The sequence below is a fragment of the Shewanella woodyi ATCC 51908 genome, from assembly GCF_000019525.1.
In the GTDB taxonomy this organism is placed as follows: Bacteria; Pseudomonadota; Gammaproteobacteria; order Enterobacterales; family Shewanellaceae; genus Shewanella; species Shewanella woodyi.
The window spans coordinates 924,395-936,458 of sequence record NC_010506.1; the positions used below are offsets into that span (position 1 = coordinate 924,395).

A 12,064-nucleotide genomic window follows, 5' to 3' on the forward strand; every position below is an offset into this window, starting at 1 on the left:
AGAACAAACAGATCAAGCGTGGGCGTGGAATTCACTCTTCATTGATAAAGTGATTTTTAGGAATAGTTAGTAAGCTCAAGAGAACAAACAGATCAAGCGTGGGCGTGGAATTCACTCTTCATTGATAAAGTGATTTTTAGGAATAGTTAGCAAGCTCAAGAGAACAAACAGATCAAGATGGGGGAATTCACTCCCAAGAGCATGCTAACTCATCAGTCTTTCGCCTGAAATCCCGACGAGATAAAGTCTACAAGAGGATGCTTAAACAAAACTTAAGTAAACCTGAGCTGCAGATTGAGCCCATTACTCACTATCCAGAGACAGAAGTTGTTGGCGCTTCTCTAACAGATCTCGTATCAGCGGAGTGAGGATCAGCTCCATCGCCAATGACATCTTGCCGCCAGGTACCACTAAGGTATTTATCCTGGACATAAATGAGCCATCTATCATCTTAAGATAGTAGGGGAAGTCGACATTCTTAATGCCGCGGAAACGGATCACCACAAAGCTTTCATCTAAGCTTGGAATGCTCTTCGCGCTGAAGGGGTTTGAGGTGTCTACCGTGGGAACTCGCTGAAAGTTGATATGGGTACGGGAGAACTGAGGTGTCATATGGTTGATGTAATCATCCATACTACGGACGATCGAGCCCATCACCTTTTCACGACTATGACCTCTGTCAGAGGTGTCCCGAATAATCTTCTGGATCCATTCAAGGTTGACAATAGGTACCATGCCAATGAGCAGATCCACATGTTCGGCGACATTGCAGGAGTCAGTTTTAACCCCGCCATGCAGGCCCTCATAGTAGAGCATATCGGTATTTTCGGGCAGTGAGTGCCACTGGGTAAAAGTGCCTGGCATCTGATTAAAGGGCACGGCTTCATCGAAAGTATGCAGATAGGAGCGGGTTTCACCTTGGCCCGTGGCGCTATAATCGCTAAAACACTGCTCTAATTTGTCAAAATCATTGGCTTCTGGGCCGAAGTAGCTGATATTTTTATTATCGGTCTGGGCTTGGCGTATCTTCAGTTCCATCTCTGGACGGGTAAAATGATGAAAGCTGTCCCCTTCAACTGTCGCCGCATTGATCCCAAGCTGACGAAAGATATGTTTAAAGGCCCGTGTGGTTGTCGTGGTACCAGCTCCTGAAGAGCCAGTGACTGCGATAATGGGATGTTTTGCTGACATTAAATTTCCTAAATGGAAGCTGAAAATGGTATTGGTTTCGAGTAGCGAATCTCTATTTATACGGTAATCAGTGACTAAAGGTCAAACTTGTATGAATCTCAATAACCTAATTGTTCTCTCTGGCGGATAGCGATGGACTCATCATCTTCGCTATACTCCACAACCAAGACTCCCTGTTTAAGTGCTTGCTTGCATTGAGCTATTGCTCGTTGTAGCCCCTCTTCATCTGTGTTTGAGAAGCTACCATCTTCCAACTGAGTAAAGAGGTACTCCTTGATTAAGGCCTCAAAAGTCTCTGTCGGCAGTTGAACTAATGAATCATATGGAACAAGCATTTTTGCTTTACCCTGATACTAAAAGGAAGTTAAGTATTCTCTGCTCTAGGTAATACTTAGGTTTAAACGGTGTTCCACCGTTGATGAATCCCACATGGCCACCCTGTCCATGGAGTTCATAGGTCACATGGGGCGAGACGTTATCTTTTGCCGGTATCACTTCTGCAGTCATAAAGGGATCGTCTGCAGCGTGAAGGACTAAAGTGGGTTTGCTGATACTGGCTAAAAAATCGATCCCACTGGCTCTTTGATAGTAATCATCGACACCACTAAAGCCGTGCAGCGGGGCGGTAACCCTATGGTCAAACGCATAGAAAGTATCGAGCTGCTTAATCTGCTCTAAGGATACAGGCATCGCATCTCGCAGAGAATCATCTTTTACTTTATCTGTGACTTTTTGCTGCAACTGCTTGATTAAGTAGCTTTGATATAGCTTAGAGAAACCTTTTTCTAACCGCTTTGCACAGGCAGACAGCTTAAGAGGAGCTGAGATCACAGCTCCTCGCTTGAGTAGACTTTGCTCGCCATATTCACCCAAGTATTTAGTCAGCACATTGCCCCCTAAGCTATAACCAACGGCAAGCAGATCTGAACTGGGAAATCGCTGTTGCAGATGCTGAAGATTATCCTGCAGATCTTGGGTATCACCGCTGTGATAGCTTCGTGCTAGCCTATTGGTGACACCTGAACAACTTCTGTGATGGTGGACCACTGCGCAGAGGCCGCGTTGATGGCAATCATTGAGTAACCGTCGCACATAGTGAGACTCAGCGCTCCCCTCAAGGCCATGGATGATGACCAGTATCGCCTCATCTTTTTTTGGGCTTCCCAGCCAATCTAGATCGATAAAATCCCCATCATTGAGCTCAAAACGCTCTCTGCGTAATGCTGGTCTGTCCACCTTAGTCAGCAGAGGTAAAATCGTTTGGATATGTGGGTTTCTGGCCCACCAAGGGGGGGAGAAATTATTCGTCATCATCTATTAACTATTATTGGCTATTGCTGAAAATTAAAACGTGTGTTTAATTAGTATCGTAATTTATATCCAAACAACTTCAAAATGCAGGGTTCAGCATGTCGAGAAGTGACAGAGTTCAAGGCATGAAATAGTAGGACTAGTTATTCTAATTCAATATTTCATAACACAGAAAAATGTTGCTTCTCGCCATGCCCTTCGGGAGTTCCCGTAGAATCGCTGCACTGCGTTAGTGATATCGAAAAGGGAATAACCATTATTCTCAATCACTGCCTTGTTCAGCTATCCTACGGGGGCTCTGAAACGAGCATCTTGAGGTAGCTTGGATATATTAACATAAATGGTCAATCACTGGTTTTTTAGGATTGAGTATTACTCCAATCGATAACCATTTTAAGGGGGAGAGCATGGAACGACGTACCTTTCTAACCACTGCGCTGGTTGGCACGGCGACTTTGGCGCTAGGGTTGAGTGTCTACTCCCCTGAACATATTCGGGTTAATAAAGCGCTGGATAGTGAACATAGGTTGCTATTTAGTGTGTTACTGCCAGTGTTTTTAGAGGATGCGCTACCCAATGTTGAAACGACTCGGGTTGCGGCACAAAATCGAACCTTAGATGCGATTGCAGAGACTATCTCGCACCTGCCGCAAGAGGGTCAAGCTGAGCTGGAACAGCTGCTGGATATGCTAGAGCAGAGATTAGGCCTACTGGTGTTAACTGGCAGCATGACCCCATTGATGATGCGTTCTCCCGATGAGCTTATCTCAATGTTGGAGTATTGGCGCAACAGCTTTATCGATTTGATGGTCACGGCATATCAAGGGTTGAGAGAGCTGGTGATGGCAAGCTATTACGCGTGCCCTGAGCACTGGAGCCGGCTTCATTATGCTAAACCTACCTATTTTGATAATTAGATCAGTAAAGCAGTACTGATGAGTTCGGTTAAAAAATAATAACAATATGAGTGTTTGGAGGTGATGCAGTGGCGATACAAGATCCCATAGAGGAGGGCTTGGCTTCGGGGTGGAAACATATCGATGCCAGTCAACTGAGTGAGGGCAGAACCCTTGAAGCCGATGTTGTTATTGTTGGTAGTGGTGCCGGCGGTGGAGTTGCTGCTGAGATCTTAACTCAAGCGGGGCTCTCTGTGATCATCGTTGAGGGCGGGCCGCTTAAATCATCTAACAGCTTCAATATGGAGGAGAGAAGGGCTTATCCGAACCTCTATCATCAAGCGGCTGGGATGAAAACTAAAGACAAAGCGATCGGTATCTTTCAGGGGCGAGCTGTCGGTGGATCAACCACAGTTAACTGGACCACCTCCATTCGAACACCTGAGCCCGCGCTTGAGTTCTGGGCAAAGGAGAAGTCGGTTACCGATCTCTCCAGAGCCGAGCTTGATCCCTGGTTCCAGAAGATGGAGGAGCGGCTGAATATCTCCAAATGGGAGTATGAGCCTAACCGTAATAATCAGGCATTAAAAACGGGCTGTGAAAAACTGGGTTGGGATTTCACTGTCATCAAGCGTAATGTAAAAGGTTGCTGGAATACTGGCTATTGCGGCATGGGCTGTCCGGTAAATGCTAAGCAATCTATGTTAGTCACCACCATACCTTCAGCATTGGATTTAGGGGCCACATTAGTCAGCAGGGCTAAGGTGATTGAACTTGAACACCACAATGGCAAAATCACAGGGGTTAAAGCCCAAGCCCTTGATGAGCAACTAAAACCGACCGCTATTGAGCTGAACCTCAAGGCTAAACATTATATTTTGTCTGCGGGGGCGATCCACACGCCAACTATCTTGATGCGCTCAGGGACAGATGATCCCCACCAGCTTCTGGGTAAGCGAACCTTCCTCCACCCAACTCTGCTCAGCGGAGCTGTGTTTAGCGACCCAATCAATGCCCACAGCGGCGCACCACAATCCATCTATAGCGATGAGTTTGTTTGGCGTGATGGCGCAGCAGGCGAGCTAGGTTACAAGCTTGAAGTACCGCCTGTGCACCCAATCCTTATCTCATCAAAAACAATTGGCTACGGTAAGAGTCACGCAGCCTTGATGGAGAACTTCAATCAGTTGCAGGTAACCATTGCCTTAGTGCGCGATGGTTTTCATCCCGATAGCCAAGGTGGACAGGTCCATCTTACTGATACTGGGTTTGCGCTGGACTATCCATTGACCGATGCTTTTTGGCACTCTGCCAGACGGGCATTTGCCAGCATGGCAGAGTTGCAGTTTGCTGCGGGGGCAAAACAGGTGTTACCCATCAGCGAAGGTGTGAGTTACCTTAACAGCTGGAAAGAGGCTAAATCTGTGATTGCCGATATGGAACTGGCGCCGCTAAAAACCGTCGTGGCATCGGCTCATGTGATGGGTGGCTGTGCTATGGGAGAAGACACCAAAATAGCCATGGTAGATAGTCATGGTCGCTCCCACTACTACGAGAACCTCTCCGTAATGGATGGCTCTATCTTCCCCACAAGCTTAGGGGCTAACCCGCAACTGTCGATTTATGGAATGACCGCAAGAAATGCAACCAAACTGGCAGAGGAGTTAACCGCTTCTTCTTTAGCTTAGGGAAGGGGTAAAGCTGAGAAGGGCGGGCTTCGCCCTACTAGGGCGGCACTGCGTGCCTTCGAGGACGACCCTCTGGAGTACGGAACGCGTTGCTTACGGAATAGCCTATGGCTACAGGAACGCTTCGCTGCTAGAAAAGGCTGAGCATCTTTCATTGCCGTCATCCCGGGCTTGTTCCGGGAGCCATTCTTGTGGATTTTAGCAATGGAGCGAGGGCGATACTACGTGCCTTCGAGGACGTTCGCAGGCTCACTGCTAGGAAGCTGCGCTGCGATAAGCTCAAGAGATAAATGCTTCAAGTATCTTTTTGAGTGGCCTCATTGGGCAGACTTGGAGTTTGATTGCTCTTAGGTAAGCATGACTTTATCGATACTCCCGGGCTTGTTCAAGACTTGGGATAAGGACGCGGCTTCGCGCGGCCTATCCTATTTGTTAGTACATATGATATTTAACGAAATCATATGGAGCTTAGCCTTCCCTTAGCAAGTGCGGAAAGTGAGGTATTATCTAGCCGCAGTGTAAAGGTTTCAGAGTTAGCAGAATCAGCCATTGTACAACTAATATCGACCTTAATTTTATTATCTGGGGATAGGTAACCATCATCAATTTCGATTATTTCACCAGATACTTCAATCTGTCTTTTTTGTAAAATAAAGCTATATTGTTCTTCAAGTGCTTTACTGTGGCTTCTATAGACTGAAAGGCATTCATCTCTATTTAAGTTGAATTTATCAGCTAAAATCGAATACATCTTCTGTTCTTTTACAAGAGTTTGAACTCGAACTCTGTCGAAAGGTGAACTACTAGGGTGTTCTGATTTATCTAGTTCTATTACTAGAGTTGGATATGGGAAGCCTTCTAGTTTATTTTCATGAACTGCGGGTATGGATTTGCCAACCAACTCAAGCAAAGTCATATCTACTAATTCGATTTCTGTTTCTAAACTTAACTCACCTTTTTCTGTACAACCAATACAGAAAAGTAGAAATAATGTTGTCGTAACTATTCGAAGTCTCATTCGAATTCCTTCCGGGCTAACGTGCTGCTAATAAGTAAGCCAAGTGTTGTTGGTCGATTTGTTCAGCAAGTGGCGTGATAATCTTGGTGAATCTAAATTTAGTCGCTCGTTATATGCACCTATCGTATTGAATAGACAGGTAGTGACTTACTTTACCATTTACCAATACTTCAGAAACGCAATAATAACCTTTATTAGGAGGAGCATAGATTTTTGAATGAATAACTGTATTAGATGGAAGCTTAAACCGTCCAACTGACTGAGCCTTTGCTGCTTTATAAGATGAGCCACCATATACCGAGATTGGTTTAAGCAAATAGCTCTGACCGTAACTAATTCTGTCAGGCTCTAATCCAAAGTCAAATTCTAATAATTGGAATATTAAAAAACCTAGAGTTAGAGCAAAACCCATTAATGCCGAAATCAAGCGAACCTTTGTTTTAATTTTCAATCTTACTCTATGCGTATGATTCATAAGATATATAACTATCCTGTAGATTTACTTATTTCTGGTTAGTATTTAATACAATGACAGTACCGAATCTTCTATTGCCATTCAATTTTTCCTTAACTCTATAGTTTGTCATCGATTCTCAATGCTCTTCTTACTGTTATAACTTATCGGGAAGGCTGAGGGGGGATTAAATCGAAATAAAGGTTGTTTTGTCAGCTTGAAAGGATTGACGATGTTTCTCTGACTGTCCGTTGTTAGCCCTTGTTAAGCTCCAGTTTCATTGGTTGAAACCTAAGTCCTGAGGCCTCAGAAATACCTCCTGATAGAACGAAACCAAAGCTTAAATAGGCGTTAACAGAGGTCAGGGATGCACTGACTGTAATAGTATCACTTGTGGTGAAGGACATTATTGATAAGAGCAGTGATCTACCCACTCCTTGCTTTTGATGTTCGGGTGATACGAAAAGCATTGATATATGACGCCCATCTTTTAACTCGATGATCCCTTGGATTTTTTCATTTTCTTCGCATACCAGAATATCTATATTTTCTTTCAATCTAGCGGTAAAACTATCTACAGAGGATATTTTCTGAAATGTAGAAATCCCCACATCCGATAATGATGGAGCAACCGATTTCATGAACGAGTTTAAACATACAGAGCTGACTTGAGCAAGGTCTCTATCTTCAAGCTTCCTGATAATCACACGATCTTCCTTAGAACATAACGCCGACATAGCCCATCGAAGGCCGTGTTGATGCCATTGTTAAGTTTATTACCAGTTATAGGAAACAAGAGTGACAACACCTGAACCATAAGGTTTATTGTGTGATCTCATATCTCCACAGCCCTGATAATCAAAAATTAGTTGTTTAAAATTAGAAATCACTAAATCATTGCCGGATTTTTCAATCATGAGAGGTTTTGTGAAAATAAGATAAAGCTGATTATCTAACTCTAATATCAGTTTATTCTCTCTTTCTAGCGAGTAAGTCAATCTATGTTGATTATCGCCCGGGCGGCCAAACCAGCCATCAGGTAATTGAAGCCCAAATACTTCGTTACTCTTATTCCAATGCTCGATTTCTTTCATGCGTAAAATTTCACAATATATTAGGCTGAATTCCGAATAGGAACGCTTTTTACAGGGTATAGCCAGTGTATTAATTGCTTTAAGCTAACAGTAAAGCAATTAATCATCAATGAGTTAAAGTTGGCAACTTTAATTTTAGGGGGGAAGCTTTTCACCACGGAGAATATGGCAAAGCCATGTGCTAATAAGCGAGAGCTAGGGATAGCGAACTGGCCGGTAAACAGGGAGGTTTTTGGAACACAGAGATCACGGAGTGGAGCGAAAGCTAAATCGAAGAGATACTCTTGCTTAAAATCAGCTGGTGCGGCTGCGAGCTTCGACTTCAGGGCGAAGTTTCACCCTGTGAAACTCTTTGAGCGCGAGGTAAGGATACTGAGCTGGCCGTTTAACAGGGAAGTTATTGGAAGTCGTAGAGCCCATAGGGCAGAAAATGTTCCAGACATTTTTCTGCATTTCCACCATCCATGGCGGTCAGATGTGCTTCACAGCGTCTCGCTGAAGTAACTACATATCCCCCGCTGGAGGCGATAAATACCCCTAAAGGTATGATCTTCAACAACCAAACTCAATACAAACTCAGCCAAAAGTTAACATATAGAAAATGTAATCAGCCTTCATTCGAAGGCCTGCTAACTTGTAAGGTTTAATTAAAGAGAAAAGCTGGTTTAGCCAAACCACACCATGATGAGAAGTAATATTAAACAGCCAACTCTAGATAATTCGATGAGTCGAGCTGATATAGCTCTAGAAAAATCTCGAAGTTTGAGCGTGTCCCTTCATGGGGAAGGAGCCTTAATTTATGTAAGATAAGTGCTTGAGACTTTCGCTCTAGCATTAGTTCTACATCTAACATCTGTTGATATTCAGTTTCGGCAAGGCTGTTTTTACTCAGTTTTCGCAGCTTGCGATATGGCAGAAGCACTCGCTCCTCCCACTGCTGAATCTCCAGTTTTAATTGTGACCAAGCTTGGTCTTGAAGTCGGTAAGTCTGCTTATCTAACCAGATTGAGAGCAGGAGGAGATTGATATTAACCTCATGCTCATCTTGAAGTTGCAGGCATTGAGCTTGATGCTTTAGGTAAAAGGTGTCACAGGCTTGCCACAGTGAAATATCAAACTGATTTAAATATGTCATCTAAGGTTTCCTTGCCTCCGCGCTTGGAAAGTGGTCTCACAGAGGCGATAAAAAAGGGATACTCGGTAGTTAAATCGCAGATCGAACCTCTAGTTCTATCTCTTCAATCGACTCCTGAACGTCTAACCATTCCATTTCACTCTCTTCAACCGCTTGAGTGAGTTTAGTTCGTTCATTCAATACTTGAGTTAATTTATCCTTGTTTTCAGCTTCATACAAGGCCATATCTCCCAGCATCTCCTCTATTTCAGCTAGGCGGCTGTTGGCTTTTTCCTGATCTTTTTCAAGTTTTAGCTGAATTTTGCGCATGGGCGATAGCTTTTGTCTTAACTCGGCCTCGAGACGTTTCTGCAGTTTTTTATCTTGAGCAGGTTTAGCGTCTAGGTTGACCTCAACCTTAGCCGCTGCTTTTGCAGCATCGAGTAGCCATTGATGGTAATCATCGAGATCGCCATCAAAACTGCACACTTGACCACCGTCGACAAGATAGTAATCGCTACAACTTAGTCTGAGCAGGTGCCTATCGTGGGAAACAATGATCATTGCGCCTTCAAATGATTGCAGGGCCATAGTCAGAGCATGACGCATCTCGAGATCTAAGTGGTTGGTTGGTTCATCGAGAAGCAGTAGGTTAGGTCGTTGCCATACGAGTAGCGCCAAGACTAAACGCGCTTTTTCACCACCGGAGAAGGGGCGCACAGGAGATAGAACCATATCACCGTTAAAACCGTAACCACCGAGGAAGTTTCTTAACTCCTGCTCCCTATGGATCGGAGCGAGCCGCGTGAGGTGCTGAAGCGGTGAATCATCTAAGCGTAAGCTCTCTAACTGATGTTGGGCAAAGTAGCCGATATTTAACCCCGGATTTGTCTCATACTTGCCCTTCATCGGTGAGAGCTCTTCTGAAAGCAGTTTAATCAGGGTTGATTTACCTGCACCGTTACGCCCTAGTAGGCCGATACGGGCACCGGGAACCAGATTTAGGTGAACACTTTTGAGGATCTCTTTATCACCATAACCGACGGAGACCTGTTCCATGGTGACTAATGGGTTGGGTAGTGCATCAGGCTCTCTAAAGGCCATATGGAATGGGCTGTCGGCCTGAGATGGCAGAAGTTCAGTCATACGCTCCAAGGCTTTTAGGCGGCTTTGGGCCTGTTTAGCTTTACTTGCCTTGTAGCGGAAGCGGTCGACAAAGGATTGCATATGAGCACGCTCCTTTTGTTGACGCTCAAAGGCAACTTGTTGCTGGGCCATACGCTCGGCGCGGATCCGCTCAAAAGCTGTGTAGTTACCCTTGTAGTAGTTCAGCTTAGTGTTCTCAACATGAACAATTTCAGAGACAATTCCATCGATAAAATCCCGGTCGTGACTGATGAGAATCAGAGTACCTTGGTACGCCTTTATCCAACCCTCTAGCCAGTACATGGTATCTAAGTCTAAGTGGTTGGTTGGCTCATCGAGTAGCAGAAGGTCGGAGCGACACAGCAGTGCTTGTGCCAAGTTGAGGCGCATACGCCAGCCACCGGAGAAGCTTTTAACCGGATTACTCTGCTCAGCTTCACTAAAGCCAAGGCCTGCCAATAAGCTGGCGGCGCGAGAGTGGATAGCATATCCACCAATGGCATCTATTTTTCCGTGAAGTAGGGCTATCGCATTACCGTTATCATCGCTCTGGGCTTTTGCCAGTTGGGCCTCAAGCTCGCGATACTCAACATCACCATCTATCACATACTCTAGCGCCGAGACTTCAAGGGCTGGGGTCTCCTGAGCCACGGTGGCGATCTGCCAACCACTAGGCAGGCCTATCTCGCCTTTATCTAGACTGATATGTCCCATAATGAGGGCAAGCAGAGATGATTTACCTGTGCCATTAGCGCCAACTAACCCGACCTTGTGGCCTGGGTATATGGTAAGAGAGGTCTCATCTAAGAGGGTTTTTGTGCCGCGAACCAGCTGCGCTTGAGTGATGGATATCATGGAGTAGGATTTGGTGTCTCTGAAAACAATTGCCGCAGATGATATCTCACAAGTGATGTTCATACCAATCACTCACGGTAAAAGAGGGAGATAAACAGGGTAAAAAGCGGCAAGTGTCGGGCTAACTGATTTTGTTTATGGCAAAATAGAGCTCCAATGTAGAGGTGTGTGAATATAAGGTTGAAAGACGTGGCTGACACTAAAATAAAAAAACGTTTCGTTGCCGGAGCCAAATGCCCTAAATGTAAGGCCATGGACAGTATCATGTTGTATAAACTCAACGGGGTTGAAACGGTTGAATGTACAGAGTGTGATTACACCGAACAGCAAGCCGATGAACAGGTTGCGAATAAAGCCACTGGTAATGTGATTGGCGTGTTTAAACCTTAGGTTTGGTTTAGAAGAGCTGAGAAGGTCGGGCTACGCCCTTCGAGGTCGCTTCACTTCTAGGACGTTCGCAAGCTCACTGCGAGGTCGCTGCGCTGCGATAAGTTCAAGAAGTAGATGCCGTTGATCTTCTTCGTGATCTCCGTGTTCTCAGTGGTGAATAGCTTTTATCTTGGTGTTTAAAGTAGAGAAGATCGGGCTTCGCCCTTCGAGGGCGCTTCGCTGCTAGGACGTTCGCAAGCTCACTGCGAGATCGCTGCTAGAAAGAGCTGAGATGAATGTCGCTGCGGGCGACTCATTTGAGTACGGAACGCGCTGCTCACGGAATAGTCTCAGGATACAGGAACGCTTCGCTGACAGTAAAAGCCAAGTTGAGCATTTATCATTGCCGTCATCCCCGACCTGTTCCGGGATCCATTCTTTCTTGTAAAAACAAGAATATTCTCACCACTGAGCGCTGCGCTTCACAGAGTTCACGGAGGAAAAGATGGAGGCAAAAATGATGTCTTTTGATCTTCTTCGTGATCTCCGTGTTCTCAGTGGTGAATAGCTTTTATCTTGGTGTTTAAAGTAGAGAAGATCGGGCTTCGCCCTTCGAGGGCGCTTCGCTTCTAGGACGTTCGCAAGCTCACTGCGAGATCGCTGCTAGAAAGAGCTGAGATGAATGTCGCTGCGGGCGACTCATTTGAGTACGGAACGCGCTGCTCACGGAATAGTCTCAGGATACAGGAACGCTTCGCTGACAGTAAAAGCCAAGTTGAGCATTTATCATTGCCGTCATCCTGGACCTGTTCCGGGATCCAGTTTTTCAACCACCTACTTATTGCTCTTTCCCATTTTTTTACTCTCTCCCGACTCTCACTAGTGGTTTATTTAGCTGTACTGCAAGGTGGAAAAATTGAACAGATGT

General features: G+C 45.2%; 13 protein-coding genes. 3 read left to right on the top strand and 10 right to left on the bottom strand.

What is annotated here, in order from left to right; all coding sequences use genetic code 11:
* Positions 1-303 precede the first annotated feature (303 nt).
* The 3 genes from SWOO_RS03435 to SWOO_RS03445 all read right to left on the bottom strand — a co-directional run bounded on the left by SWOO_RS03435 (position 304) and on the right by SWOO_RS03445 (position 2,502).
* Positions 304-1,191 (bottom strand): phosphoribulokinase, encoded by an 888-nt coding sequence (locus SWOO_RS03435; protein ID WP_012323311.1) that lies wholly within the window; start codon positions 1,189-1,191, stop codon positions 304-306.
* Between the two features lie 98 nt (positions 1,192-1,289).
* Positions 1,290-1,526, bottom strand: a complete 237-nt coding sequence (locus SWOO_RS03440) for a YheU family protein (RefSeq protein WP_012323312.1) — start codon at positions 1,524-1,526, stop codon at positions 1,290-1,292.
* A gap of 7 nt (positions 1,527-1,533) precedes the next feature.
* Positions 1,534-2,502, bottom strand: a complete 969-nt coding sequence (locus SWOO_RS03445) for a hydrolase (RefSeq protein ID WP_041417933.1) — start codon at positions 2,500-2,502, stop codon at positions 1,534-1,536.
* Positions 2,503-2,909: 407 nt separating this feature from the next.
* Here SWOO_RS03445 and SWOO_RS03450 point away from each other — a divergent pair, with 407 nt between their 5' ends.
* Positions 2,910-3,419 carry a twin-arginine translocation signal domain-containing protein gene (locus SWOO_RS03450; RefSeq protein ID WP_012323314.1) on the top strand — a complete coding sequence of 170 codons (510 nt, stop codon included), beginning with the start codon at positions 2,910-2,912 and terminating at the stop codon, positions 3,417-3,419.
* A 68-nt stretch (positions 3,420-3,487) separates the two neighbouring features.
* Complete coding sequence (locus SWOO_RS03455; RefSeq protein ID WP_012323315.1) at positions 3,488-5,086, top strand: GMC family oxidoreductase; 1,599 nt, start codon at positions 3,488-3,490, stop codon at positions 5,084-5,086.
* 457 nt (positions 5,087-5,543) lie between these two features.
* Here the strand turns inward: SWOO_RS03455 and SWOO_RS03460 are convergent, their stop codons facing one another.
* From SWOO_RS03460 to SWOO_RS03490, 7 genes are all read right to left on the bottom strand, one after another.
* The gene (locus tag SWOO_RS03460; protein WP_012323316.1) at positions 5,544-6,104 is read right to left on the bottom strand and encodes a hypothetical protein; all 561 of its coding nucleotides are present in this window, start codon (positions 6,102-6,104) and stop codon (positions 5,544-5,546) included.
* A 109-nt stretch (positions 6,105-6,213) separates the two neighbouring features.
* Positions 6,214-6,555 carry a hypothetical protein gene (locus SWOO_RS03465; protein ID WP_012323317.1) on the bottom strand — a complete coding sequence of 114 codons (342 nt, stop codon included), beginning with the start codon at positions 6,553-6,555 and terminating at the stop codon, positions 6,214-6,216.
* Positions 6,556-6,812: 257 nt separating this feature from the next.
* Complete coding sequence (locus SWOO_RS03470; RefSeq protein ID WP_012323318.1) at positions 6,813-7,265, bottom strand: GNAT family N-acetyltransferase; 453 nt, start codon at positions 7,263-7,265, stop codon at positions 6,813-6,815.
* Positions 7,266-7,334: 69 nt separating this feature from the next.
* Positions 7,335-7,652, bottom strand: a complete 318-nt coding sequence (locus tag SWOO_RS03475; RefSeq protein WP_012323319.1) for a hypothetical protein — start codon at positions 7,650-7,652, stop codon at positions 7,335-7,337.
* Positions 7,653-7,946: 294 nt separating this feature from the next.
* Positions 7,947-8,105 (bottom strand): hypothetical protein, encoded by a 159-nt coding sequence (locus SWOO_RS25780; protein WP_195742849.1) that lies wholly within the window; start codon positions 8,103-8,105, stop codon positions 7,947-7,949.
* Between the two features lie 244 nt (positions 8,106-8,349).
* Complete coding sequence (locus SWOO_RS03485; RefSeq protein WP_012323320.1) at positions 8,350-8,787, bottom strand: TIGR02444 family protein; 438 nt, start codon at positions 8,785-8,787, stop codon at positions 8,350-8,352.
* Between the two features lie 69 nt (positions 8,788-8,856).
* The gene (locus tag SWOO_RS03490) at positions 8,857-10,767 is read right to left on the bottom strand and encodes an ABC transporter ATP-binding protein (RefSeq protein ID WP_041417934.1); all 1,911 of its coding nucleotides are present in this window, start codon (positions 10,765-10,767) and stop codon (positions 8,857-8,859) included.
* 189 nt (positions 10,768-10,956) lie between these two features.
* On the opposite strand from SWOO_RS03490, the gene SWOO_RS03495 reads away from it, so the two are divergent.
* Positions 10,957-11,157, top strand: coding sequence for a YheV family putative zinc ribbon protein (locus SWOO_RS03495; protein ID WP_012323322.1), 201 nt, complete (start codon positions 10,957-10,959; stop codon positions 11,155-11,157).
* The last annotated feature ends 907 nt before the right edge of the window (positions 11,158-12,064 follow it).